The sequence below is a fragment of the Pantoea sp. RIT-PI-b genome (genome assembly GCF_001187905.1).
GTDB classification, from domain to species: Bacteria; Pseudomonadota; Gammaproteobacteria; order Enterobacterales; family Enterobacteriaceae; genus Pantoea; species Pantoea nemavictus.
In genome coordinates this window covers 1-25,462 of record NZ_LGIS01000021.1, presented here as the reverse complement: position 1 = coordinate 25,462, position 25,462 = coordinate 1, and the positions used below count along the sequence as shown (strand labels likewise).

At 59.1% G+C, this 25,462-nt stretch carries 15 protein-coding genes; 10 read left to right on the top strand and 5 right to left on the bottom strand.

Annotated features, from left to right (window positions below):
- Positions 1 to 223: 223 nt before the first annotated feature.
- The 7 genes from bcsO to AC790_RS14870 are packed head-to-tail and all read left to right on the top strand — an operon-like array spanning position 224 to position 11,607.
- Complete coding sequence (gene bcsO, locus AC790_RS14900) at positions 224 to 889, top strand: cellulose biosynthesis protein BcsO (protein ID WP_049852292.1); 666 nt, start codon at positions 224 to 226, stop codon at positions 887 to 889.
- Complete coding sequence (bcsQ, locus tag AC790_RS14895; protein ID WP_007890821.1) at positions 880 to 1,680, top strand: cellulose biosynthesis protein BcsQ; 801 nt, start codon at positions 880 to 882, stop codon at positions 1,678 to 1,680. The genes bcsO and bcsQ (AC790_RS14895) overlap by 10 nt, the downstream gene beginning before the upstream one ends.
- A gap of 54 nt (positions 1,681 to 1,734) precedes the next feature.
- The gene (bcsA, locus tag AC790_RS14890) at positions 1,735 to 3,840 is read left to right on the top strand and encodes a UDP-forming cellulose synthase catalytic subunit (protein WP_007890822.1); all 2,106 of its coding nucleotides are present in this window, start codon (positions 1,735 to 1,737) and stop codon (positions 3,838 to 3,840) included.
- Positions 3,837 to 6,332, top strand: a complete 2,496-nt coding sequence (gene bcsB, locus AC790_RS14885) for a cellulose biosynthesis cyclic di-GMP-binding regulatory protein BcsB (RefSeq protein WP_049852291.1) — start codon at positions 3,837 to 3,839, stop codon at positions 6,330 to 6,332. The genes bcsA (AC790_RS14890) and bcsB (AC790_RS14885) overlap by 4 nt, the downstream gene beginning before the upstream one ends.
- 11 nt (positions 6,333 to 6,343) lie before the next feature.
- The gene (locus AC790_RS14880) at positions 6,344 to 10,147 is read left to right on the top strand and encodes a cellulose biosynthesis protein BcsC (protein WP_049852290.1); all 3,804 of its coding nucleotides are present in this window, start codon (positions 6,344 to 6,346) and stop codon (positions 10,145 to 10,147) included.
- Complete coding sequence (bcsD, locus tag AC790_RS14875; RefSeq protein WP_049852289.1) at positions 10,147 to 10,593, top strand: cellulose biosynthesis protein BcsD; 447 nt, start codon at positions 10,147 to 10,149, stop codon at positions 10,591 to 10,593. The genes AC790_RS14880 and bcsD overlap by 1 nt, the downstream gene beginning before the upstream one ends.
- 9 nt (positions 10,594 to 10,602) lie before the next feature.
- Positions 10,603 to 11,607: a glycosyl hydrolase family 8 gene (locus tag AC790_RS14870; protein WP_007890828.1), complete on the top strand. Its 1,005-nt coding sequence runs from the start codon at positions 10,603 to 10,605 to the stop codon at positions 11,605 to 11,607.
- A gap of 400 nt (positions 11,608 to 12,007) precedes the next feature.
- Here AC790_RS14870 and AC790_RS14865 read toward each other — a convergent pair whose 3' ends face one another.
- Genes AC790_RS14865 through bcsR form a run of 5 tightly spaced genes read right to left on the bottom strand, consistent with a single transcriptional unit; the run spans position 12,008 to position 21,057 of the window.
- Entirely contained in the window at positions 12,008 to 15,226 is a 3,219-nt protein-coding gene (locus tag AC790_RS14865; protein ID WP_049852288.1) for a cellulose synthase subunit BcsC-related outer membrane protein, read from the bottom strand.
- Entirely contained in the window at positions 15,219 to 17,516 is a 2,298-nt protein-coding gene (gene bcsB / locus AC790_RS14860; protein WP_049852287.1) for a cellulose biosynthesis cyclic di-GMP-binding regulatory protein BcsB, read from the bottom strand. The genes AC790_RS14865 and bcsB (AC790_RS14860) overlap by 8 nt, the downstream gene beginning before the upstream one ends.
- A gap of 15 nt (positions 17,517 to 17,531) precedes the next feature.
- Complete coding sequence (gene bcsA, locus AC790_RS14855; RefSeq protein WP_049852286.1) at positions 17,532 to 20,135, bottom strand: UDP-forming cellulose synthase catalytic subunit; 2,604 nt, start codon at positions 20,133 to 20,135, stop codon at positions 17,532 to 17,534.
- Positions 20,132 to 20,863 carry a cellulose biosynthesis protein BcsQ gene (gene bcsQ / locus AC790_RS14850; protein WP_049852285.1) on the bottom strand — a complete coding sequence of 244 codons (732 nt, stop codon included), beginning with the start codon at positions 20,861 to 20,863 and terminating at the stop codon, positions 20,132 to 20,134. The genes bcsA (AC790_RS14855) and bcsQ (AC790_RS14850) overlap by 4 nt, the downstream gene beginning before the upstream one ends.
- Positions 20,863 to 21,057 carry a cellulose biosynthesis protein BcsR gene (gene bcsR, locus AC790_RS14845; protein ID WP_009127769.1) on the bottom strand — a complete coding sequence of 65 codons (195 nt, stop codon included), beginning with the start codon at positions 21,055 to 21,057 and terminating at the stop codon, positions 20,863 to 20,865. Before bcsR ends, bcsQ (AC790_RS14850) begins: the two co-directional genes overlap by 1 nt.
- 175 nt (positions 21,058 to 21,232) lie before the next feature.
- On the opposite strand from bcsR, the gene bcsE reads away from it, so the two are divergent.
- Genes bcsE through bcsG form a run of 3 tightly spaced genes read left to right on the top strand, consistent with a single transcriptional unit; the run spans position 21,233 to position 24,577 of the window.
- A complete protein-coding gene (bcsE, locus tag AC790_RS14840; RefSeq protein WP_049852284.1) occupies positions 21,233 to 22,783 on the top strand; it encodes a cellulose biosynthesis protein BcsE in 1,551 nt (516 codons plus the stop codon).
- Positions 22,780 to 22,968 carry a cellulose biosynthesis protein BcsF gene (locus AC790_RS14835; RefSeq protein WP_009127772.1) on the top strand — a complete coding sequence of 63 codons (189 nt, stop codon included), beginning with the start codon at positions 22,780 to 22,782 and terminating at the stop codon, positions 22,966 to 22,968. The genes bcsE and AC790_RS14835 overlap by 4 nt, the downstream gene beginning before the upstream one ends.
- Positions 22,961 to 24,577, top strand: a complete 1,617-nt coding sequence (bcsG, locus tag AC790_RS14830; protein WP_049852283.1) for a cellulose biosynthesis protein BcsG — start codon at positions 22,961 to 22,963, stop codon at positions 24,575 to 24,577. The genes AC790_RS14835 and bcsG overlap by 8 nt, the downstream gene beginning before the upstream one ends.
- Positions 24,578 to 25,462 lie beyond the last annotated feature (885 nt).

The following is a 25,462-nucleotide window of genomic DNA, read 5'->3' as shown; positions in this document are numbered from 1 at the left end:
GTAGCTTAGGTTAAAATCCCGCGCGTCACTATTTCTGTTAATTGATACTAATTAATCCCCGTCAATAAACAATTGCACGCTTTTTGCATTCCCAGTTTTTCAATCAGAAAGATAGAATTCTTTTATTGAATACGACGTTTTAATAATCAGATTTGTCTCACCGTCTCTTAATGTGTGTGATATATTCGCGGAAAATTCCCTCCCGTTTTTACAGGCTCTGATCATGAAGAATTACGACGATCTGCAGCGTTTTAAAGAGAAAACGCAGACGCTTGACATCGCTTTTAAGGACATGTCCGGCCAATCGCAGGAAGCCGATCAAAGCCAGTGGGCGTTACTCCGCCAATTGGCTACCGATCAAGAGCCAGAATTAGGCAGCGGTCAGCGCATTGATATGCCGCAACCTCAGCCCATTAGCGGTGATGAATTCAGTGCACCGCCAGCGCCAGTTCAGACCACCTCACGCGGATCGATTCTCGATAGTGTGAGCGCGTCTGCCGCGGTCCCAGCGGCGAGCCGTTCGTCCCTGTTCCCGCCCGCCCCAGCTAAATCCGCGCCAGCATCAATGCCGCTTGCGCCGAAAGCCACGCTGGTTGAGCGCCAGGCCGCCACCTCACTGTTCCCGCCGGCTAAACCTGCTGCAGCGCCTGCGGTTCAGCCTGCGGCTGCCGCCGAACCGGCACCGATTGCTCCCGCGCCTGTCGCGCCAGCACCGCTCGCGGTCGCACCGGCATCTACCTTTGCCGCACCGGTTGAACCGGCACGTCCGGCCGCGTCTGCACCGTCCCGTTTTGGTGCTCTGTTCCGCTCGCGTCCTGCTGAACCTGCTAACCTTGCCAAAGAAACACCGTTAAAACCGCTACTGGAGAAGATTGCGCTATGCCGTTAGTTTGTGTGTGCTCGCCAAAAGGGGGAGTAGGGAAAACCACCATGGCGGCCAACCTTGCGTGGAGTCTGGCTCGCGCTGGCAGCAAGGTATTGGCAATCGATTTTGATGTTCAGAATGCCCTGCGCCTGCATTTCGGCGTGCCGCTCAATGATGGTCGCGGTTTTGTGGCGCGCTCTGCAGATCAAGCCGACTGGAGCCAATCCATTCTGACCACCGGCGGCAATATTTTCGTTATGCCGTATGGCGATGTCACCGAAGAGCAGCGCGAACGTTTTGAAGAGAACCTGGTAAAAGATCCCCACTTCCTGCAGCGCGGTCTGGACACGGTACTGAACTATCCGGGATTGGTCATCATTGCCGATTTTCCTCCGGGCCCGGGCCCTGCGCTTAAAGCCATGACCGCGCTTGCCGATATGCATGTAGTGGTGATGCTGGCAGATACCGCATCGGTCTCTCTACTGCCGCAAATAGAAAATGACCGCATGATTGGTCAGCCCCTAAATAATAAACGGGGTCATTATTTTGTGCTTAACCAGAGCGATAACCGCCGCAATATTAGCCGTGAAGTCACGGAATTTATGCAGCAGCGTTTAGGTGAGAATTTATTAGGCGTGGTACATCGTGATGAAAGCGTCGCGGAAGCCAATGCCTCGCAACAATCCGTTTATGATTTCAGCCCGGCTTCTGCAGCTGCGTTTGATATCGAATTAGTGGCGAAACGCGTGGCTAATATCCTGAATATCACCGTGGGTAACGGCGAAGTTCAGGCCCCCATTCGCAGCCACTATTAATAATGAGGCCGGATCCGGCCACATAATAACAACACAGCTTCTTCAGGGTGAATCATGAGTAAACTCGGGTTTTACCTGCTACTGCTGGTGCTTGCACCGGTAGCAGCGGTAATCGTCATCACGCCTATGGACAGCCAAAAGCAATATATCTTTGGCTTGATCAGCATCGGGATGATGTTTTTACTGGGCTTCAGCAAAAGCCGCAAAATAACCGTTGTGATGGTTATCCTTTCCGCGCTGATGTCGACCCGATATATCTGGTGGCGCACCACGGAGACGCTGCAGTTTAATTCAGAGATTGAAGCGATCCTGGGTATCGGCTTATATCTGGCCGAACTGTACGTCTGGCTGATCTTAATTCTTGGTTTCCTGCAAACTACCTGGCCATTAAAGCGCACCATCGAGCCGCTGCCGGATGATATTAGCCTGTGGCCGACGGTGGACGTCTATGTACCGACCTACAACGAAAGTCTGGATGTAGTGCGTGATACCGTGCTGGCGGCGCAGTGTATTGATTATCCGCGCGACAAGCTGAAGGTCTATTTGCTGGATGATGGTAAGCGCAGCGAGTTTGCGGTGTTTGCGGCTGACGTTGGCGTGGGTTACATCACGCGTGACGACAACAGCCACGCCAAAGCCGGTAACCTCAACCACGCGATGAAGATCACCAAAGGTGAACTGATCTGCATCTTCGACTGCGACCACGTCGCCACGCGCACTTTCCTGCAGGCGACGGTGGGACCCTTCCTGAACGATCCAAAGCTGGCGCTGCTGCAGACGCCGCACTACTTCTATTCACCGGATCCGTTCGAACGTAACCTGCGCGCAGCGCGCAGCATCCCGAACGAAGGTTCGCTGTTCTACGGCCCGGTCCAGCAGGGTAACGATAACTGGAACGCCACCTTCTTCTGCGGCTCTTGTGCGGTGATCCGCCGTAGCGCGCTGGAAGAGATCGGTGGTTTTGCGGTAGAAACCGTCACCGAAGATGCGCACACCGCGCTGAAAATGCAGCGCCTCGGTTGGGGATCTGCCTTCCTGGCGATTCCGCTGGCGGCCGGTCTGGCAACCGAGCGTCTGGGTCTGCACGTGGTGCAGCGTAACCGCTGGGCACGCGGCATGACGCAGATCTTCCGCGTCGATAATCCGCTGTTTGGTCGGGGTTTAAAGTGGCAGCAGCGTCTGTGCTACCTCAACGCCATGCTGCACTTCCAGTTCGGCTTGCCGCGCGTGGCGTTCCTGACGGCACCGCTGGCGTACCTGCTGTTTAACCTGAATATCATCCACTCGTCGGCATCGCTGATTTTTGCCTATGTATTGCCGCATCTGGTGATGTCGCTCTACGTCAACTCGCGCATGAACGGCAAGTTCCGCTACACCTTCTGGGGCGAAATCTACGAAACCGTGATGTGCTTCCACCTCGTTATCCCCACGCTGGTGACCATGCTGGCACCGAAGCGCGGGAAATTTAACGTAACGGATAAAGGCGGTTTGCTCGATCAAGGCTTCTTCGATTTTCACATCGTGCGTCCACACGTGATTGTCGCGCTGCTGCTGTCGATTGGCATCATCGCGGGCGTGGTGCGTGCGGTGGCGCATGACTACTTTGGCGTTGATCCTTACGTTATCGCACTCAACGTCGGCTGGGCGGTGTTCAGCCTGATCATCCTGATGGCGGCCATTGCCGTGGCGCGTGAAACCAAACAGGTGCGTAAAACCATCCGTATCGAAGTACAGATTCCGGCGGTGATTCACTATGCCAGCGGCATCTCGTCACGCACGCAAACCAGCGATCTGTCGATGGGCGGTGCGCAGCTCGATGCGCCGGACAATCGTCATGAGCAGGATGAAATCGAAGAGATCGATCTGCTGTTGAAATCCGGCACCATCACCATTCCGGTAAGCAAAATCTCCGGTGATGACGAGAGCATCCGTCTGCGCTTTGGCGATATGCCGCTGTCGCGCCGCCGTGAACTGGTGCGTGTGGTGCTGGCGCGCGCCGATGCGTGGATCCAGCCCGAGTACAAGCAGGACAACCCGCTGGTTTCGCTTGGCACCATTATTCGTACCGTATTTGAGCTGTTCTGGCTGACCTGGAAAGATCGCCGTGAGAAGCGTAAGCGTGACAACCAGCCCGCCGCAAAAGAGGACAGCGCTGCATGAAGAATTTGACGCAAACGTTGCTGGCAAGCTCGCTGGCAACGGCGCTGCTGCTCGCGCCCGCGTGGGCTGAAACCCCGGCGGTCACTCAGGATAGCGGTGCGCTGTCTGAGGTTCCTCCGCCGCAGGGCATGGAAAGTGCGGCCGATCAGCAGCTGCAACAGGCGGCAGGCGCGGCACCGTACGCGCCAGCGGAAACGGCACCGGTGACGGAAAACGACGCGCCCGCAGAGCCCGCGCCAGGCGAAACCGCACCCGCGCCCGAGATGGTGCTGCCAACGGTTGCTCCTACTGCACCTGCGGCCATTGCGGATAACGCAGCGGTAACGCTCAATCAGCCGATCAGTACCACCGTTTCCGTCGCGCAGATGGGCCAGCCGCGCGGCATTACGCTCACCGGCGGTCAGCTGCAATCCGGTATCGTCTTCACGCTGCCCAGCGATGAAGTGATCACCAACGCGCGCCTCAATCTGTCACTGCGCGTCTCGGCGGCACTGGCGGCGCGCAACACGTCGCTGCAGCTGATGCTGAACGGTCAGCCGCTCGGCACTCTGCCGCTCGGTTCGAGCGACAGCGACGTCAGCGACTACCAGCTGGATATTCCGGCAGCGATGGTGGTCTCCAGTAATAACCTCAGCTTCAAGATTAACGATGCCGACAAGCTGCTGTGCGAGAAAGAGAGCGCGCAGCAGTATCAGGTAGCGATTCTGCCCAAAACCACGCTGAGCCTCGAAGGCCAGCAGCTGAATATTGGCACCAGCCTGCGCAACTTCCCGCGTCCGTTTATCGATGCGCAGCGCATGACGCCAGCCAGCGTCACCTTTGGTTTTGCAGCCAATGTCGCGCCGGACAGCATCAGCGCCGCCGCGCTGGTGGCATCGTGGATGGGCATTCAGTCGGACTATCGTGGGATTCGTTTCCCGGTGGTGCGCGGCGATCTGCCTGAGCACAACGGCATTCTGGTGGGACATCCGGGCGATAAGATCGGCACCGTGACCTTGCCCGCCACCAGCGGTCCGCTGCTGCAGGTGATCGATAATCCCAACAATCCGGTCTACAAACTGCTGCTGGTGGTGGGCGCCAATGACGATCAGCTGCGTCAGGCCGCCAACCGTTTAACCACGCAGCCGCTGGCCACCGATGCCAGCAGCCTGAACGTACAACCGCAGCCGATTGGTATGCGTAAACCGTACGATGCTCCGCGCTGGATCAACACCACGCGTCCGGTGCGCCTGAGCGAACTGCTGCGTAAAGATCAGAGCCTGACCACCACCGGCATCTGGCACGATGCGCTGAGCGTCAACTTCCGCGCCGCGCCGGATCTGTTTATGTGGGATGGCGACACCATTCCAGTGGAGCTGCACTATCGCTTCCCGTCCGAAAGCTGGATTGATGAGAACAACTCGTTCCTCAACGTGATGATCAACGGCACCTTCCTGCGCAACCTGACGGTGAACAAAGTGGGCCTGCTGGAAAGCGCCTGGCATCGCCTGGGTGGCGACGCGCGTCAGGAGCATTACACCCTGAAGCTCGAGCCGTACCTGATTTACGGTGACAACCAGCTGGCGCTCTACTTCAACATCAAGCCGAAAGCGGATGCACCGTGCGGCGTGCTGCTGAACAACAACATCAAGAGCCGCATTGAAGAGGATTCGTGGATCGATCTGAGCCACACGCGCCACTTCACCATGCTGCCGAACCTCTCTTACTTTGTTGGCGCCTCGTTCCCGTTCTCGCGTCTGGCGGACTTCTCGCAGACCACGCTGCTGCTGCCGCAACAGCCGAGCGATGCGGAGATCGCTACGCTGCTGGATATGGCATCACGTGCCGGTAACGCCACTGGCGTACCGCTGCTGCAGAACCAGGTGCTGTTTGGCCTGCCAAACGGCGGCACCAACATGACGCGCCTGCAGCGCAGCGATGTGTTAGCGGTGAGCACCACGCAGAACAACGACTTCAACCAGGCAATGCTGGTCAACACGCCGTATGAAACCAGCGGCAACACGCTGGGCGTGAAAGAGCCGAACACCTGGGACAAGCTGCGCGGCTGGCTGACCGGCGACTGGTATCGCCAGCAGCTGGATGCCGATCGTTACTTCTCGTCCAACGAAGCATGGCGCGGCTTTGTCAGCTATCGCTCGCCGTGGAACCGCGATCGCCTGGTGGTGATGACGGTGGCGACCAGCGATCAGCAACTGCTGCGCCTGCATGAAGACCTGAATTCGGCGCGCATCAACGCCGGAATTCGCGGCGATACCGCCATCATCACCGATGAGAACGGCATTCGCAGTTTCCGCGTGGGTCCGCAATTCCCGAGCGGTGAAATGCCGTGGTACATGATGGTGGTGTGGTATGCCAACCAGCACTCGGTGCTGATGGCGCTGGCGGCATTGCTGCTTTCAGCGCTGGTCGGCAGTGGGGCCTGGGTGATGCTGAAACGTCATGCGTGGCGTCGTCTCAACCCAAAAGTTGATAGCAAGTCCGGCAAGAAGTAAGGATAAAAATAATGAAAAAACATCTGTTAAGTGCCGGCATTCGTCATGCCCTGATTCTGGGTGGGGCGCTCACGCTCTCGCAGCCGCTGCTGGCGGCGGAGAGTAACAATCCTGCGTTACAGGCGCTGTTCGATCAAGCGGCTTACTGGCATCAGAAAGCGCATGACGATTTGGCGAAAGCCTCGCTGCAGAAAGTACTGATGGTTGAGCCAAACAACACTCAGGCGCTCTATTTGCTGGCGCTCTATTCGCAGCAGAGCGGCGGCACAGCGGAAGCGGCGCAGTGGCGTGCGCGCCTGAGTGCGGCATCGCCAAACGATCCGCATCTCAGCGAGCTGGATAACGCACGTCAGCTGCAAACCATTCCGCAGGCGCAGCTGCAACTGGCGCGCCAGCAGGCGCGCAGCGGCAATATTGCGGCTTCGCTGCAAACCTGGCGTAACACCTTCAGCGGTAACGAGCCGCCGCCGAGCGTGGCGGCAGAATACTACCTGACGATGGCGGGCGATCGCTCGCTGCTGCCGCAGGCGGTGGAAGCGCTGCGGCAGTTCTCCGCCGATCATCCGCAGGATACCGGCGCCAAACTGGCGCTGGGTAAAGCGCTAACCTATCAGGAAGCGACCCGTCGTCAGGGTATTGATGTGCTCGGCAGCCTGGCAGATGGCAACAAAGAAGCCGACCGCTCGCTGCGTCAGGCGCTGCTGTGGCTTGGCCCGCAGGCTTCTGATGCCTCGCTGTACCAAACCTGGCAGCAGCGTCATCCGCAGGATAACGCGGTGCTGGATTACTACCGTAAAAATGTCGGCGGTGCGGAGAAAGGCGCGGGCTTTACCGCGCTGAACAGCGGCGACGTCAGCAATGCGCAAAACAACTTTGAGAAAGTGCTGCAAGCCAACCCGCAAGATGCGGATGCGCTGGCCGGTATGGGCTACGTCGCTCAGCGCGCCGGACGTTACGCCGAAGCGGCGGATTACCTGACGCGCGCCGCGCAGTTAGGCGGCGATCAAAGCGACACGCGCCAGAAACAGGCCGCCGATGCGCGCTTCTATGCCCAGCTGGCGACCGCGCAGCAGGCGCTAAAAAATGGCGATAGCGCACAGGCGTTGGCGCTGAGCGAACCGCTGGCGCAGGCCGACGGCGAGAAAGGTGTGTCCGCCAAACTGTTCCGCGCGGATGTGCAGCGTCGCAGCAATCAGCTCGATCAGGCGGAGCAAACCTATCGCGCCATCCTGCAAAGTGATGCCAATAACCGTAATGCCAAAGAAGGCCTGTTCTACGTGCTGCGCCAGCAGAACCGTGGCGCAGAAGCCAATACGCTGCTGGGGTCGCTGCCGGATAGCGTACGTCAAAGCGTGGCACCGCGCGGCAGCAGCACCGATCCGATTCGTGCGCAGGCCAAACGTGAGCTGGCAGCAGGCAACAACAGCGCGGCTGTCGCCACCCTGACCAGCGGCATTCAGCGCTATCCCAACGATGGCTGGCTACGTCTCGATCTGGCACGCATCTATCGCGCGCAGGGCAATAGCATGATGGCGGCCAATATCATGCAGCCCACGCTGCGCACCGGTGCCAGCACCACCGAACTCTATGCGGGCGCGTTAAACGCCAGCGAAAGCGGTGCCTGGCAGCAGGCGAGTATGCTGCTGTCACGCATTCCCAACGGCAGCAAAAACAGCGATATGCGCGAGCTGGCGCAGCGCGTGAACTTCAACCTGCAGATGGCTACCGCCGATCAGTATCTGGCGCAGGGTTCGAATGCGGCGGCAGCCAACACCTTGCGTGCGCTGGCGTCAACGCCGCCGGCTAATCCGGTTGATGCCGGTAATCTGGCGCAGAAACTGGCGAAAGCGGGCGATCTCACCACGGCGGTTTCCGTGGTGCGCAGCAACATGCAGCGCGGCATCCAGGGCAACGCCGGTGATTACGCCGCGCAGGTTGCGGTGCTGAATCAGGCTGGTCTGAACACCGAAGCGCAGAGCTTCCTGAGCAGCCCGGAACTGCAGGCGCGCAGCACGCCAACCCAGCTGGCAGGTATTCGTAATGGCTATGTGATCAACGAAGTGGATCGTCTGCGCGAGCAGAAACAGTACGCCGCCGCTTACGACAAGCTGGTGGGCGCGCTGCAGCACGATCCGCAGAACCGCGATCTGATGTTCGCCATGGCGCGACTCTATCAGTCCGGCAAGATGAACAAAGAAGCCGGCGTGGTTTACGACTATCTGATGACGCAAGACACCGCAACGCAAGATGCGCGTACCGGCGCCATCAACGTGGCGCTGGCGCAGAACGACGTCAACAAAGCCAACACCTTGACCCGCGGCCTGAATAATGAGCAGTCACCCGATCGTCTGCTGTTGTTAGCGCGCGTAGCCGAAGCCAACGGCGAACACAGCCAGGCGATGAGCTATCTGCGTAGCGCACGCGGTCAGCTGATTGGTCTGCAAGGTGCCACCAATGGCAACGTGCCGAGCGTCGGCGGCCTGGCGCTGGCCGACAATCCGTTTATCAATCGCGGCACCTCGCCGGTTGGCCGCTCGCCATCCAGCTATGGCGCGGTAATGCCGTGGCAGTCGGCGCCCGACGCCACCAGCAGCGCGGAAGGCGTGACGCTGGCGAGCAATACGCCGGCCGTGCAGCAGAGCCAGACGCTGCGGCAAATCGACAACATGATGGACGATCTGCAAGAGAAAACCGGCACCTGGGTGCAGGGCCAGATGCAGGTGCGTGGACGTGACGGCGAATCCGGTCTGAGTAAACTGACCGAAGCCAAAGCGCCGCTCACCTTCTCCACCGTGCCGTTTGGCGAATCGCGTTTCGATTTCACCATGACGCCAATTTCCCTCACCGCAGGCAGCGCTGGCGGCGACGCATGGCGTCGTTTCGGCACTAACGCGCTGGAACAAGGCAAAGTGGTGGCGGCAGGTGGCGCGAAAATTGACGATGTGCCTAACGCCTCCACCGACTCGCAATCGGCGACCGGCGTGGAGCTAAACATGGCGCTGAAGGGTGACAGCTACAAAATCGACATCGGCAGCACGCCGCTCGGCCAGGACTTGAGTACGCTGGTGGGCGGCGTGCAGTGGTCGCCGAAGCTGACCGACTTCCTGACGCTGATCCTCACCGGTGAACGTCGCGCGATGACCGATAGCCTGCTGTCGTATGTCGGCGTGGAAGACAAAACCAGCGGTAAACGCTGGGGGCGCGTCACCAAAAACGGCGGTAACGCCTTGCTGAGCTATGACAACGGCGATGCCGGTTTCTACGTCGGCGGCGGGGCTTACAGCTATATCGGCGAAAACGTGGCGAGCAACAACAGCGTTCAGGCCACCGCCGGAGCTTATGTGCGTCCGTATCACCTCGACGATCGCGAGCTGAAAGTCGGCATGAGTTTGTCCTGGATGGATTACTCGAAAAACCTCAGCTACTTCAGCTACGGTCAGGGCGGCTACTTCAGCCCGCAGAACTATGCGTCGGTGTCGTTCCCCATCGAGTTCAGCCGCAAGTTTGACGATCTGAAAGTCAACGTTGGCGGTTCGGTGGGTTATCAATCCTACAGTCAGGATAAGAGCGCCTACTTCCCGAACAACCCGTCGCTGCAGTCTCAGCTGCAGAGTCTGGCCGATCAAGGCTACGTGAAGGATGCGTTCTATAGCGGCGACAGCAAAAACGGCATCGGCTATAACCTGCATGCCGGTGCGGATTATAAGATCAACAAAGATGTCACCGTCGGCGGTCAGTTGGGCTACGACACCTTTGGTGATTACAACGAAAGTACCGCCAATCTGTACTTCCGTTATCTGTTCGGAGATTACTAATGAGTGAGCAAGTGAGCGCGCGCGTCAGCCATCCGCATCAGCCGGGTTGGTTTGATCTGGTGAGCGCGATGATTGAAAGCATGCTGGACAACGCGGGCGAGGAGGCGGAAGGCTTCCTCAACGGCGTCGGCGCATCGCTGGCGACCCGCTATCCTTTACCTGAAGCGCGCACCGTGCAGGACCTGGAGCGCGAAATGAATCTACAGCTGGCGCGTTTTAACTGGGGTTTTGTGCAGTTACAGCCGCAGGAAAATGCCATTCTGATTCAACACCACGCGCTGCCGCAGGGTGACAGCAATGTCGGTGTTGAACGCTGGCAGCTGGCATTAAGCGCGGTACTGGCGGGCCTGTATGCGCAGTGGCTGCAAGCCCAGGGCGGCAGCGCGGCGGTGCCGCTGACGCTTGAGCAGAACGACGGCGGCACGCTGCACTATCGATATCAATAGGATGCTGTGATGAGAGTGATGCGCTTTTGGCGTCAATGGATGCTGTGTTTCATGGTGATGTTTTTTAGCGCCCAGGCGGCCGCAGATGGCTGGAGTACTTACAAAAGCCGTTTTATGAGCAGCGACGGCCGTATCAGCGATACGGCAAACAACAACGTGAGCCATACCGAAGGTCAGGGCTACGGCATGTTGTTGGCGGTGGCGCATGACGATCGCGCGACTTTCGATCTGCTGTGGCAGTGGACGCGCAGCCATCTGCGCAATCCGCAAAACGATCTGTTCTACTGGCGCTACACGCCAGGTGCCGCCGATCCGATCGCCGATAAAAATAACGCTTCCGATGGCGATGTGCTGATTGCCTGGGCTCTGCAACGTGCGGCGCAGAAGTGGGGCGGCGACTACCAGCAGGCATCGGACCGCATTCAGCGTGCGATAGTGAAGCTCAATGTGATCAGTTATGGCGGGCATAAAGTGATGCTGCCGGGCGCGCAGGGTTTCAATAAAACCAGTTATGTGGTGCTCAATCCCTCTTATTTCCTGTTCGCTGCATGGCGTGAGTTTGCCGAGCACAGCCATCTGCGCATCTGGAATGAGTTGATGGATGACGGCATGGATCTGTTAGGCGACATGCATTTTGGTAAAACCGGCTTGCCGCTTGATTGGGTGGCGCTGAATGCTGATGGTTCGGTGGCTCCTGCCATCGGTTATTCCAACCGCTTCAGCTATGACGCCATTCGTATTCCGCTGAATATCTGGTGGTACGATCCGCAAAGCCTGCGTCTGGTGCCGTTCCAGCGCGTGTGGCAGGGCTCGGCGCGCATGACCACGCCGGCCTGGTATGATGTGCTGGGAAATACGCCCGCGCCATACAATATGGAAGGCGGCCTGATTGCGGTTCGTGATTTGACCCTGAACCAGACCCAGTATCTCAATGACAAGCTGGCAGCGGATCAAAACTACTTCTCCGCCAGCCTGCAGCTGCTAACCTGGATGGCGTATCAGGAGAAGCGGTAGGTCTCATTTTCGAGCTGGTCGCAATAAATGGCGTAATGCCGATTAGTTAAGCGCTGAGCGACTTTCGTTCGCCATTAGCTGAGGCAGTTTCAGCTATGCCGTGCGGCGACCGAGAAGAGGGCGTCTGGCCACGCCCTCTTCACTCCGGGCCCTGCGCCAGCCCATCCCGCCGCTTCGCGGTGCCTTCACTCCTTCACGATTCCTGACGGACCGGCGGCGATTCGCTCCTGCTCAGCGCCGCCTCTCGCCGCATCCCTGCGGCTCGCCCTGGAATCCCTCACTCGTTCAGCGGGTTGGGATGTCGCCTCAAAACCCGCGCTGCAGCATCAATGCTTATTTCTTAGTAACCATCGCGATAACGCCTGTAGGGTCGCCATTTATGGCGACTACCTAAATTAACCTATTTAAAATCCGCATACGGCGTGAGCGGCTGTGGGGGCATGTCCATATCGCCGTTCCAGCCAGACATTGAGTAGCGCATAAAAATGAAGCCGTGGCTGGGGGTGTAATCCTTCGCCTGCTGAATATCCATCGCCAATCCCACTGACCAATGCGGCGTTATGCGGCGCTCCACCAGCGCCTGCAAGGTATAACCGAAACCCGTGCCCGAACTGCTGTCTGAAATAGGATTCGACGCCAGCGCAAAGCCGGGATTGAGCGGATAACGCGGCTGCCCATCAGTGTGCGACTGCGACCAGGAAACCGAGCCGCCGAGATCAAACGACCAGTTTTCCGTGCGCTGGCGATACGTCACCGGCACCGACAACGAGAAGTATTGCTGCGGGCTGTAATAGCCGCCCTGGCCGAAGGTGTAGTCGCTGAGATCTTTCTGGTAATGCCACAGCATGCTGTTCAGGCCAATAGTGGCGCGGCGATTATCTTGATTGACCAGTTTGTAGTAATAGCCCGCCATCAGGCGTTCACGGCTATTATCCGCGACGTTTTCGCCCGTCAATTGATGCGCGCTGAGATCGGCCCACACGCCATGGGCATCGCCCGTATCGTAGCTCAGGCCGAGCGAGCCGCCAGTCGCGACCACGCCGCCCCAGGTTTTGCCGCCGTGAGTCGCTGGATCACGTGCGCCTGCATACGCCAGCAGCGAGCTGGAGATTGGTCGGCGTGAGGCGCTAAACGTGAGGCCAATGTCATCGACGTCGGTTTTCCAGCTGACGCCGCCAACCCAGTTGCTGGTCGCAAAGCCGAGCGGCGTAGTGCCGAGATCGGCCGACCAGCGCTGGTTATGCCAGCCCACGCCCAGCGCGGTGCCTTCATCACGCTGGGTGAAATCGCGGCTGCATCCGCCGGCGTTGGCATCGTTACAGCTGCCGAACGGCGCATTGTGGCCGCCGTTTGCACTGGAGAAGGTGCCCGCCGAAACCAGTACATGATCAACGCGCACAAAGCTACGGCCGTCGGCCAGCGGCGTCTCCGCCTGCATCATCGTGGTGTGCGCGGTGAAATCGGAGGTACCACCGTTGCCTTTATTGCGCGAGTAATCCTGCTCCAGCATGAACGTGGTGTCCTGCTGGCGATAGAGATCGGCGGCGTCACTGCGGATGCTGCGTTTCAGCCACTCATCCTGCGGTTGATTGCGGGTTAGGGCGGTATAACCCTCATTATCCTGTGGCACGTCTGGGCTGATACCGCTTGCCGCCATCGCCAGCTGATAATCTTTTTGCGCTCGTTGCGGCTGCTGTTGCTGACGTTCCAGCCGCGCCGCATCGCGATAGGCCAGCGCTTTCTCCTGTGAAGGGGCCAGTTTCGCGGCGCGGATTTTCAGCTCATCGAACAGCTGTTGGGCACGCTGCGTATCGCCGCTGTTTTGCCAGGCGAGTGCCACACGCCGCCCGCTGTAAACGCTTTGCTGCGCCACGCTTGCCGGCAAGGTTTGCAAGGCGCTATGCGCTGCCGTTGTCTGTTTCAGCGCGATCATGACTTCGATGCGCCCCAGCGCTTCTTCGCCGCGCGCCAGCACCTTCTTCGGCTGCAGACGATCGGCCAGGTCGTGCATGTTGCTGTCCCATTGCCCAACAGGCAGACGACGCAACATGGCCAGCGCCGCGTCATCGCGATCGCCAGAGGCCAGCCACAGCGCTGCGGCATACAGCGCCGCCGGTTGCTGTGGATGCTGGTGCACCATCGCCTCCATCACCTGCGCGCCCTGGGCTTCGCCGCCGCCATTGCGCAGTGCGCCCGCCAGCCGATAAGCCAGCCAGATATCGTCGGGGGTTGCCTGCATCGCCTGGCGATATTTGTCTGCCGCCTGATGCCACAGGCCTTGTTGCGCCAGCGCATCGGCTTCGGCCATCAGCGCATCCGTACGCAGCTGTAGCAGCCGACTTTTCGCCGTGCTGTTGCTGCGATCAAGGCGCAGCGCCTGCTGCCAGAAGTTCTCTGCCTGAGCAGTGTTTTTGCGCGCCTGCGCCACATCGCCAAGGCCAATCAACGCCCAGCTATCGCGATTATCCAACGCTTGCGCGCTGCGATAATACTGCTCAGCTGTCGCCATCTCGCCCTTTTTCAGCGCTGCATCGCCGCTGTCGATCGCCAGCCAGTAGCGGTTGGTTTGCAGCAGCGACTGCCATTTGCCGATCTGCGTGCTGGCCTGGCCAGCCTGAATCGCCTTCTCCAGCCAGCCAATTGCCGCCGCGCGATGATTGGCCCGCGCCTGCGCCTGGCCCATCGCGCCCATCAGTTCGGCATCGTGCGGATTGGCTTGCAGCGCCGCACTGAGGGCGGCAATCGCGCCCGCGCCGCCACCGGCATCGACCAGCGCCAGTCCGCGCATGCGCTGGCGATAAGCCGGATCGGCGAGCATTTTTTGCTGGCGTGCCAGCTCTTGCGCACCGCGCTGCTGGGCATCGCCTTCGGTGAAGGTTTGCAGATATTGCTGCAGGCTGGCGACGCTGCGTTCGCTCACCGGCTGATTCTGGATTTGCTGCAGCCACAGCTCGGAGGCGGCATCGCGCCCGCCGTTGCGGTTGGCAAGACGGCGCAGCTGGGTAAAGGCTGCGCCCGGCTGATTATTATCAAACGCCATGCGCGCCAGCTGCAGCTCCACGCCGATGTTGCCGGGATAGCGCTGCTCCAGCGCCTGCAGCTGTTGGTACGCTTGCGGCTGCTGGCCGGGTAGACGCGCCACCAGCCGCCAATATTCCAGCTCGGTATTCACATCCGGAAACACGCCGTGGAAGAGCGCATCCCAGGCGGCTTTGGCTTCCACGACGTGTCCGGCGGTGGCGAGCAGGCGCGCCTGCTGCAGCTGCTGGCGGCCGTCTGCGGTGATCAGCCGTAAGCCCGCTTCTGATTCACGCGTGGCGGCGGCATTCGGTGCCACACGCTGCAGTTGCGCCAATAAGGTTTGCGCTTTGACCTGATCGCCCTGGCGCAGCGCCATACGGATTTGCGCCGCCAGCACCTGCGGATTGTCGGGATCGATTTTCTCCAGCCGATAGAGCGATTGCTGCACCAAATCGAGTTTGTTGGTCGATTCGCCGGTGCGGATCTGCATCAGCAACCATTCAACCGGCGCCACCTGCGGGCCAGCTGGAGCCGCACCCGCGCCTGCCAGTAGACCCAGCGCGCTGGCGATCAGCACGCCAGGCCGCAGTTTATTCATCGTCATCCAGCTCGGCCAGACGGCGACGGCTCACCATGCGCATCAAGCGCCAGGCCATCAGCGCAAACAGCACCACGACGACGACCGCGCAAAGCGCCAGCCACACCGGATGGGTGGCGAGCAGATTCCATAAGCGCTCCCACCACGGCAGGTGACCAACGTAATACGTGTCGCCGACGCGCAGGCTGTTCACGCCCGATTCACGGATCACCGTGGCGGAACCGAATACCGCCGCGCGTTTGCCGCTGTCGAGCAGCGCGTTATTCAGCAGCTCCCAGCCGCGTGGGCTGTCGGCCAGCAGCGCGACCACGCTGCGTTTATCGTTAAACGGCGACTGGAAGCCGACAATCGCGCCCATCGGTCCGCGTGAGCTGATGGTGGTTTGGCTTTCCACGGTGCGATCGCTGTCCGATATTGGCAGGCTTGGTGTCGTCATGGCGCGCGCGGGCATGTTGATCCAGCTGCGCGCCGCGTCGGCCAACAGGTTGATCTTGCCGTCGTCCTGCAGATCCGGCGGAATGTCGCCGATCATCAACACATCGGCATCGCTCTGTTGGGCTTTACGCCAGTCATCGCTCATCTGCACGCGCAGTGCGGGATAGCCGGTTTGCGCGCCGATGCTGCCCAGCGCATTCAGCAGGGCGCTGACTTCATTGTTGCTCGGCTTAGGCTGAACCAGCACCAGCGTTTGCGCCAGATCGGCGTAGCGGCTGTAAGGGAAACCGGCGTTGGCGAACGCCGCCAGCGAGGGCATTTCGATGTAGTGACGATAGCCGGAAAAATCGATGCTGGAGGTATCGTCGATCACCACATGATGTCCCACCGTAGTGACGGTTTCGCAGCGGCCATCGGCGGTGCCGCCAATAAAGGTGTTGGCATAATCAAAGTTGAAGCGCAGCTGATTCACCACCCCGAGGCGCAGCGCCGGTATGGTTAACTGGCGATTGCTGTCCTGCAAACCCTGCATCAGCGGAATACGCATCAGCTGCTGACCGGCGCTATCTTTCGCCGTCAGCGGATAGTCCTGCATGAACTGATTGTTGAGATGCACCGCCAGCCGCGAACCATCCTGCTGAATTGGTGAGGTGTAGCGGTAGTGCAGATCCATATCGATGCCGCGTGCGCGCACCAGGAACAGATCCGGCGGCAGATTCAGCGTCAGGCTGATGGGGTTAGGCTGCAAGCCGTCGCCCTGTAGCTGGTTTTGATATTGCGTCAGCTCGGCAAAGGTGGTGCGGCGATCGGTGCGCACCCAGTTAGGCGCATCATAGGCCTGACGCGGCGCCAGCAGCTTCACGCTGTCAATGGTCGCGGTCTCACCGCGTAGCAACAGCTGGCCCTGGGCAATACCTTCCACCGCCGTTAACAGATCGTTGTCGTCACGCCCAAGAATCAGCAGCATCTTCTCGTACGGATTGTCCGGCTGATTCACCATCGCTACCGTCGGTTTCTCTACCGGCGGCAAATCTTTCAGGAAGTCGGGACGATGATCGTTGGTGGCAAACACCACTGCGTGCTGCTGATTCGGCAACTGGTTATACAGCACCGGGAATGACTGACCACGCCACGCGGCTTTGCTGCCAAACCATGAAGCCAGAATAGCGGCGGCGCGCTGCTGCACTAGAGTTGGCTGGGCGTTGAAAACCATCGGCAGCTGCAATGGACGGCTGTCGCGCGTATCAAAAAACGGCTCCGGGAAATGCGACAGATCGTTCTTCAGCGGTAACTTCTGCAGCGTCAGATCGAGTTTGCTGGCTTTGCCAATATCCAGCCAAATAGTGCTGTTGGCCGGATTCTCACACACGTTGGCGTAATGACCGACCAGCTCCAGACGCACGCGGTTAAAATCGCTGATGAAACGCGGATCGATGGAGATTTGCGTTTGATTCTCTTTGCCAAGCTGCTCGGCGGTCACGGTGACCAACCCGACCAGCTCATCATTGAGATAGACCTTGAGCTGCGACAGCGTGGGGATCAGCGCGGGCGAGGGACGATAGCTGAGATTGAGCAGCGCGCGCGTCACCACTTCATCGCTGCGCACGCCGAACTCAATCTGGCTGCTGGGTTCGGTGCCGCGTAGCGTCATGCTGCCTGGCGGCGGCGCGACCTGATTAAACATCAGTTGGCTATCGCGCAGCGGCGCGTTGGCATCGACCAGCGCATTCACCTCCGACAGCGGCGGTGACACCGCACTGCCTGCGGCAAACGGTGCAGCAGACTGCGGCGCGGCCTGCGCCAGTGAGACGCAGCCCAGCAGCAGGGCGGTAAACCAACTCAGTTTTCTCATCATGGTCTTATCATCAACTTAAGTGAAATCGGTATTGAGCGACGCAGGCTGGCGCTCAATACGCTGCGGCAGCAGCGTCGCCAGCCAGCTCACCAGCGCGGTGAGCCCACGGAATAAACGGCGCAGCGGCGCGGGTCCATACTCGGCCAGACGCAGGTAGCCTTTAAAACCCAGCAGCATAATGTCGGCCAGACTTTGCACCGGTTTATCTTCCGGGAAGCCGTCCTGCCACAGCGCCCAGGTATCGGCACGCGCAAAGGTGCACTGAATGAATTCGATGTGTTGGCGCGTGGTGAGCTGATGCAGGCGAATGCCGGCGCGACGGCCAAACACGCGCTGCACCTGGCACGGGAAGCTGAACTCCTGCTGGCCCCGACGCAGCAGCAGCCACACCGGTTCATCCTCTTTCAGCGCATCGGCTTCTCGCAGCTCAACCCCTACGCCGCCGTCGGAGTAGTCGCGCAGCGTGCACGGCACCATGTGCCCATCCTGACGCGCAATCGCCGCGGGCATGGCGATCTCGACGCGATGCGCTTCGCGGATTTGACGCGCTTCCACCGAAACCGCCACCGCGCCACCGAGGATAATCATGTTGTACAGCACCCATACCAGGCTGACCCAAATGGTGAGCATCTCGTTGGCCGGACCGTAGGCCATACGCCAGAAGGCCATGGCGATACCGGCGATATTCAGCAGCACCAGCATCATGTACGGCTTGGTGATCACCCAATCGAGATGCCGTTCGGCAACTAAACCGCCTTTAGCGGTAACGTTGAACTTGCCTTTATGCGGATTGAACAGCGCCACCGTAGTGGGGCGCGCGATGTACCACGCCAGCACGGTTTCATACACTTCACTCCAGAACGAGTGGCGCCAGCGCCCCTGAATGCGTGAGTTGGTTAAGCTGGTGTGCAGCATATGCGGCAGAACGTAGATGGCAATCGCCAGCGCCGGCGCATAGATGATGTAGGCGTGGCACAGCAGAAACGCCAGCGGCGCCAGCAGGAAGATAAGGCGCGGAATACCGGCGAGAAAGTGCAGCATGGCGTTGGCGTAACACAGGCGCTGCACCAGCTTTAAGCCTTTGCCGAACAGCGGATTATCGAGGCGGAAAATCTGCACCATGCCGCGCGCCCAGCGGATACGCTGGCCAATGTGCGCGGATAAACTCTCGGTCGCCAGGCCCGCCGCCTGTGGAATGCGAATATAGGCCGAGGTGTAACCCTGGCGATGCAGGCGCAGCGAGGTGTGCGCATCTTCGGTGACGGTTTCGACCGCAATCCCGCCGATCTGATCCAGCGCGCTACGGCGCAGCACTGCGCAAGAGCCGCAGAAAAATGCCGCATCCCAGGTATCGTTGCCATCCTGCACTAAACCATAAAACAGCGACCCTTCATTCGGCGTCTGGCGGAAGCGCCCCAAATTGCGCTCGAACGGATCGGGCGAGAAGAAGTGGTGCGGCGTTTGCAGCATCGCCAGCCGATGATCTTTCAGGAACCAGCCCATAGTCAGCTGCAGGAACGAGCGGGTCGGCACATGGTCGCAGTCAAAAATAGCGACGTAATCGCTGCGACACACCGTTTTCAGCGCATGGTTGATATTGCCCGCTTTGGCGTGTTCGTGGCTGGCGCGCACTACGTAATGGATGCCAACGCTGGCGGCAAACTCGCGGAACTCTTCGCGCGTGCCGTCATCCAGCAGATAGATGTTGAGCTTGTCCTGCGGCCAGTCGATGCCCATCGCCGCATAGATTGTCGGCTTCACCACGCTGAGCGGCTCGTTGTAGGTTGGCACCAGGATATCGACGCTCGGCCAGGCAGTAATTTCTGGCGGCATCGAGACCGGCTGGCGATTGAGCGGCCACAGCGTCTGGAAATAACCCAGCACCAACACCGTCCACGAATAGGTTTCTGCGCCAATCAGCAGCAGGCCAAACGTCAGGCTGAGCGGATCGTCCCAGTTGAGGGTTTCGGTATAGCGCCACCACAGATAGCGGCAGGAGATGGTGAGCGACAAGACGATCAGCATGATGGTGGGCAAACGCCCCGGCACGCGCCGCACCAGCATTGCTAATCCCCACAGCAGCAGCACGAAGACAAACTGCGTAGTGATGCCGAAAGGCTGTGCGATACACAGCAGCGCCAGCAGGCTGGCAACCACTGCGGCCACGATAAACAGCAGCTGACGTAGCCGTGGCGGCAGCGCCTGAATGCGTTGTTCACTGCGCTGGGCGAGACGCGTTTGCTCCAGCCGGGCGGGCAGCGCGCCGAGCCACTGATACAACGGCTGACGCCAGCGCAACAGCGGCTCAGCGCTGAAACCCTTACGGGTGCGGTGTTCGCGTGGCCGCACCAGCATCAGCCACAGGCTCTGCATCGCATAGCGCAGCACATCCAGCGGACGCGGGCGCAGCGGCGAAATGTGCGGATAGTAACGCTGACGATGTTGCAGGATATGCTGCCAGCCGGGTGCTTCCAGCCGCAGCAGCGACCAGCCGAGCACGCACCACAGCAGATGCAGCGCGATGGTGCAGCGGCCCGCGCCATGCTGACGCGCCACGGTGGCGCGGCGCTGTAACGCTTGCCACGCGGATGGCATCAGCAGCCAGCGCAACGGATTCATGCTGCGCCTCCAGCCACATTCAGCAGCAGCCAGTTGGCCAGCGTATTGATCTCTTCACTCGCCAGCGCATGCGGCCGGTATTCGCCCACCGGCTGTTTCATCATCAGCGCTTCCGCCAGCGCTTCATCACGGTGAATCACTTGCGGAATCAGGTTCTTCAGCGAACTGATCCACAGCTGATGCAGATCCTGCTGCAGTTGGCTGTTAGCGTTGAACTGGTTAATAAGGAACAGCGTATGCGGGGAGATGCGCGCGTGATGCAGGCGCAGCTGACAGTTGGCATCCAGCGTCAGTACCTGCAGCAGACGATCGGCGGCGGCGATAAACGATCGCTGCCACGGCAACAGATCCGCCGGGATATCGAGCACAATCCATTGATAATGTGTTTTCAGGGCCGGCAGTGCCTGCAGCAGCGGCGCGGCAAAATCGCCATCGGCCACGCTGAGCTGTGCACTTTGTGGCGGCGTCAGTGCGCCAAACGGCAGAAAATCCAGCCCGCTTTGATAGCGCTGGGCGCATTGCTGCCACGCTTGCTGTTCAAGCAGCGCGGGCGCCCAGCCCTGCGCGGTGTTGATGGGCAGATTAAAGTGTGCAGCCAGCTGATTGACCGGTGAAAAATCGATGATCAGCACCGATTCCCCCAGCGCATTGAGCGCCCAGCCTAATGCCGCGCTGAGCGAGGTGGCGCCGCAGCCGCCACGTATACCTTGCAGTGCAATCATCGGCATTAACGATCGGGCTCCTGGGCGGCGCTTATTTCACGCAGCAGCGGCCAGCGCGCCATAATGCTATTCAGGCGCGCTTCACGGGCAATATCAATGTAGCGAAATGCCTTAAGAGAAAAGGCCGCGCTTAAGGCATTAATGTCATCATGATCTTCGCTGCCAGACGCGCTCAGCGAAAAAGCATTTTCTATTTTCATTACTTTTTTGCCACCCAAAATCGACAACGGATGAATTGTGATTCTATTTTTTGTAAAGTCTAAACCAGAATATTGCGACGAACTGTGCAGCGATGCGGTTATTTTTTATTTCACCAGTTCCAATCGTTGCCGTCTAGATTAAACTCGCTGCGAGGGTAGCGATCGCGAATAAAATATGAAAAATCACTATGCGCTTGGCCTGCAACAGATTCAGCAGGAATTAAATACCCTGCAAACGCCAGGGTTTTATTGGATTACCAGCCAGCGTCAGGAGGATGCCCGGCTGTTGCTGCGTCAGGTCATTAGCCAGCAAGATGCCGCCACGCTTATCAGCGCAGATGAGAAGCCGCAGGCGCTGTTAACGCCCGATCCGATTGGCGGTCCGGCGCGGATGCCATTATTTTCCCTGCCCGCCAATAAAACCAGCTTGCAGCAGTTTGAGAGCGATCTTTCCCGCGTGCTGAATAATCGCAGTGGCATCGTGATGTTTTATAGTAATGCCGCCTTGTGGCGTAAATTATCGCAGGATGAGCTGACTATTTGGCTTAAGCGCATGCGTCGTTTGTTAAGTAAAAAACAAATCACGCTGTTAATGATCACCTCCGGTGCTTCAATAATTCACTTACGTAATCATCTGCAAGGTTATTTTCGCCAGCTTGATGGTCTCGCACATTTAGAGTTTCAGCAGGACAGTTGGCAATATCGAATTAACTGGTGGTACGCCGCCGACAAATTACTGGCCGACCGCGCTATCCGTTTGAGTTATGTCGACAATCAATTTATTGCCGTTAATGAAGCGGAACAAAATATTCCCTTAAGCCGCAACGATGAAAACCAATTTCTGGCGCAGGAAGGTGTGCTGGAAGGGGCGCCGCCGCTCTCGGTGCAGTGGCAGCTGTTTAGCGATAATGACCGCGTGTTTTCGCGTGCCCAGCAGGCGAACGCCGCCACGGTCATCTTTAGCCTGGTCCATAACCAGGACATCAATACGCTAGCGAACATGGTCCATAGTTTGCGCCGATCGCGCGGCAGTGCGCTGAAGATTGTGGTGCGTGAAATCAGTACCACGCTGCGCTATAGCGATGAACGTTTGTTGCTGGCCTGCGGTGTGAATGCCATCGTGCCGAACGCCGCCAGTTTGTCGCGCTTTCTGACCACGCTGGAAGGTATTCAGGGACAGCAATTCTCACGACATGTGCCCGCAAATCTCAGCGCACTGATGCAGGCGCTGCAGCCGTTGCAGCAAAAAGGCTATCTGCCGCTCGAGGCGTTTTGTGCGGCGGTGCAGCAGCTAATGAGCAACACGCTGCTTCCCGAGAACGATAAAGGCTTGATGGTGGCATTGCGTCCGGTGCCGCAGCTGAAACCCGAGCAGATTCTGACGTTGTGCAAACCCCGGCGCTTCGGCGATTTGGTCACGCTGATTAACGATCGCATCTATCTATTCCTCTCTTCGTGCCGATTCAATGACCTGGATATTGCGCTGAAATCGATCTTCTCGCTGCCGCACGATGAGCTGTTTAGCAACCGCATGGTGTGGTTTGAAGACAATCAGATTTTATCGGAGGCGCAGAAAATTCGGCAGCTGACGCCGGTGGCGCTGCGCGATGTCACCGAGCAGCCGCTAGCCGTCGCGCCGGTCAGTGCCCCTGTAGCAGCCACCGCGCGCGCCGCACAAACGCCGCAGCCGATCACGCTCAATCTTGATGGAGCAGAGCGCCGATGATGCTGATGGATTGGGTGCAGGTGGCGATCCTGTTGTTACTGATTTTACTGTTGCTGAAATCACTGTTTGGGCGCGGAGTCGCGCGCCGCAGCATCAACCCGCTGATGCGATGGTTGCCCACCCGCGCGCTGAAATCAGAAGGCCAGTGGCAACGCAAAGCGAAGAAAACGGATAAACATGGATAACAGATTGACGTGGCGCGGCCTTGGTGGCTGGAATTTTTACTTTCTGATCAAATTTGCTCTGCTGTGGTACGGCTATCTCAATTTCCACGCGCTGAGTAATCTGGCCTTTCTGGCATGGCTGCTGTTGCCGCTGCCGGGTTTGCGTCTGCATCGCCTGCGCCAGTGGATTTCGCTGCCGATTGGCGTGGCGCTCTTCTGGCACGATACCTGGCTGCCGGGACTCAATTCGATCATGAGTCAGGGAAGCCAGCTCGCCAGCTTTTCGCCAGGTTACCTGCTGGACCTGCTCAACCGCTTTATCAACTGGGAGATGATTGGGGCGGGCTTGGTACTGCTGGTGCTGTATCTGTTTATCGCGCAGTGGATTCGCGTCACCGTGCTGGTGACGCTGATGCTGATCTGGCTGAATGTGCTGACCATCGCCGGACCAGCAGTGAATTTACTGCCGAGCCGCGCGGCAACGCCCACTGTGAAACTCGATAATGCGCCAGCGGCGAAAGCGCCGGATGGCCTCGATCAATCCGCGCCGCCGACCAGCGCCAATTTAACCGCATGGCTGAACCGCTTTTACGAGAGTGAGCGCCAGCGTGCGACGCACTTCCCGGAAGCGCTACCTGCCGATTCGCAGCCGTTCGATATTCTGGTCATCAACATCTGCTCGCTGTCGTGGTCTGATTTGCAGGTGACGCAGCTACGCGATCATCCGCTGTGGCAGCACTTCGATATTCTGCTCAATAACTACAACTCGGCCACCGGCTACAGCGGCCCGGCGGGGATTCGTCTGCTGCGCGCCAGCTGCGGGCAAAGCTCGCACAGCGATCTGTATAAAGCCACCGATCAGCGCTGCTATCTGTTTGATAATCTGGCGAAGCTGGGCTTTAAGCAGCAGCTGATGATGGATCACACCGGCGTGTTTGGTAACTATCTCAAAGAGCTGCGCGAAGAGGGCAATCTGCAGGCGCCATTGATGTCGCAGGCGGGTATAGCGCCAGAAGTGACCTCGTTTGACGGCTCGCCGGTGTTTAATGATGCGCAGCTGATGCAGCGCTGGCTCGACGATCGCAGTAAGAGCAGCGATGCGCGCAGCGCGACGTTCTATAACCTGATTCCGCTGCACGATGGCACGCGCGAACTGGGCAGCACGCGCAGCGCCGACTGGCAGCCGCGTGCCAAAGTGCTGTTCGACCAGCTCGATGCCTTCCTGACTAATCTGGAGAAGTCCGGCCGTCGCGTGATGGTGCTGGTGGTGCCGGAACACGGCGCGGCGCTGCAGGGCGACAAAATGCAGATGTCGGGATTGCGTGATATCCCCAGCCCGGATATCACCCATGTGCCGGTTGGCATTAAGTTTGTCGGCATGAAGGCAGCGCATCAAGGCCAGCCACTCAGCGTTGAGACGCCAACCAGCCTGATGGCGATCTCTGAAATCGTGTCGCGCGTGGTGGATGGCCAGCTATTTAACGCGCCGAACGTCAATATGTCGCTGCTGACCGATAATCTGCCGCAGACGCCGGTGGTGTCGGAGAACGATAATGCGGTGGTGATGATGTATCAGGGCAAGCCGTGGATCCGCCTGAACGGCGGCGATTGGGTGGCGTATCCGCAGTAGTTCGGCGCGGGCATTAGTGAGGTCGCCATGAATGGCGTAATGCTCGTCAGTTAAGCAGCGTACTGGCATCGCAGGGGTTCCGCCCGCTAAGCGTATGGCAGTTTCAGAATGTGTGAAGCAGGCGGCCGGGCTAAGGTCCGAAGGCGCGGACCTTAGCAATCCGCGCCTGCGCCGTCCTCGCTGTTCCCTCGCTTATCACTCCGGCCTGACGGACCGCGCGGATTCGCCATCCCTGGCTCATGCCGCGCTTTCGCCGACGTCGTGTCGGCTCATCCTGGCCGTCCCTCTGCGCTCGGCGCTGCGGATAGCGCCCAACACCGTCGCCTGTCATTACCGCATCTGATTTGAAATTTTGCTGGCTGACGCTTGTGGGTTACCTGGTCGCCATGAATGGCAACCCGACAGGCGTTCCAGCGATGATAATTCAGGAATAGGCATTGCTGCTGCAGCGCGGGTGTTGAGGCGACATCCCAGCCCGCTGAGCGAGAGAGGGATTCCAGGGCGAGCCGCAGGGATGCGGCGAGAGGCGGCGCTGAGCAGGAGCGAATCGGCGCCGGTCCGTCAGGAATCGCGAGGGAGCGAAGGCACCGCGAAGCGGCGGGATGGGCTGGCGCAGGGCCCGGGAGTGAAGAGGGCGTGGCCAGACGCCCTCTTCTCGGTCGCCGCACGGCATAGCTGAAACTGCCTCAGCCGATGGCGAACGAAAGTCGCTCAGCGCTTAACTGATCGGCATTACGCCATGAATGGCGACCCTACAAGCTGATGAATCCCCACAAAAACGAAGCAGGCACAGTGGAAAAATGATCTAATTATTGCGCCAACAAAAAATAAGATCGCCACTATGCCTGCTTCCGCATTTTGCCATAAATTTTTACGGGAGTCTTT

Coding starts and splice junctions, on each gene's coding strand:
- bcsO (WP_049852292.1), top strand. CDS start 224: ATGAAGAATTACGACGATCTGCAGCGTTTTAAAGAGAAAACGCAGACG.
- bcsQ (WP_007890821.1), top strand. CDS start 880: ATGCCGTTAGTTTGTGTGTGCTCGCCAAAAGGGGGAGTAGGGAAAACC.
- bcsA (WP_007890822.1), top strand. CDS start 1,735: ATGAGTAAACTCGGGTTTTACCTGCTACTGCTGGTGCTTGCACCGGTA.
- bcsB (WP_049852291.1), top strand. CDS start 3,837: ATGAAGAATTTGACGCAAACGTTGCTGGCAAGCTCGCTGGCAACGGCG.
- AC790_RS14880 (WP_049852290.1), top strand. CDS start 6,344: ATGAAAAAACATCTGTTAAGTGCCGGCATTCGTCATGCCCTGATTCTG.
- bcsD (WP_049852289.1), top strand. CDS start 10,147: ATGAGTGAGCAAGTGAGCGCGCGCGTCAGCCATCCGCATCAGCCGGGT.
- AC790_RS14870 (WP_007890828.1), top strand. CDS start 10,603: ATGAGAGTGATGCGCTTTTGGCGTCAATGGATGCTGTGTTTCATGGTG.
- AC790_RS14865 (WP_049852288.1), bottom strand. CDS start 15,226: ATGAATAAACTGCGGCCTGGCGTGCTGATCGCCAGCGCGCTGGGTCTA.
- bcsB (WP_049852287.1), bottom strand. CDS start 17,516: ATGATGAGAAAACTGAGTTGGTTTACCGCCCTGCTGCTGGGCTGCGTC.
- bcsA (WP_049852286.1), bottom strand. CDS start 20,135: ATGAATCCGTTGCGCTGGCTGCTGATGCCATCCGCGTGGCAAGCGTTA.
- bcsQ (WP_049852285.1), bottom strand. CDS start 20,863: ATGCCGATGATTGCACTGCAAGGTATACGTGGCGGCTGCGGCGCCACC.
- bcsR (WP_009127769.1), bottom strand. CDS start 21,057: ATGAAAATAGAAAATGCTTTTTCGCTGAGCGCGTCTGGCAGCGAAGAT.
- bcsE (WP_049852284.1), top strand. CDS start 21,233: ATGAAAAATCACTATGCGCTTGGCCTGCAACAGATTCAGCAGGAATTA.
- AC790_RS14835 (WP_009127772.1), top strand. CDS start 22,780: ATGATGCTGATGGATTGGGTGCAGGTGGCGATCCTGTTGTTACTGATT.
- bcsG (WP_049852283.1), top strand. CDS start 22,961: ATGGATAACAGATTGACGTGGCGCGGCCTTGGTGGCTGGAATTTTTAC.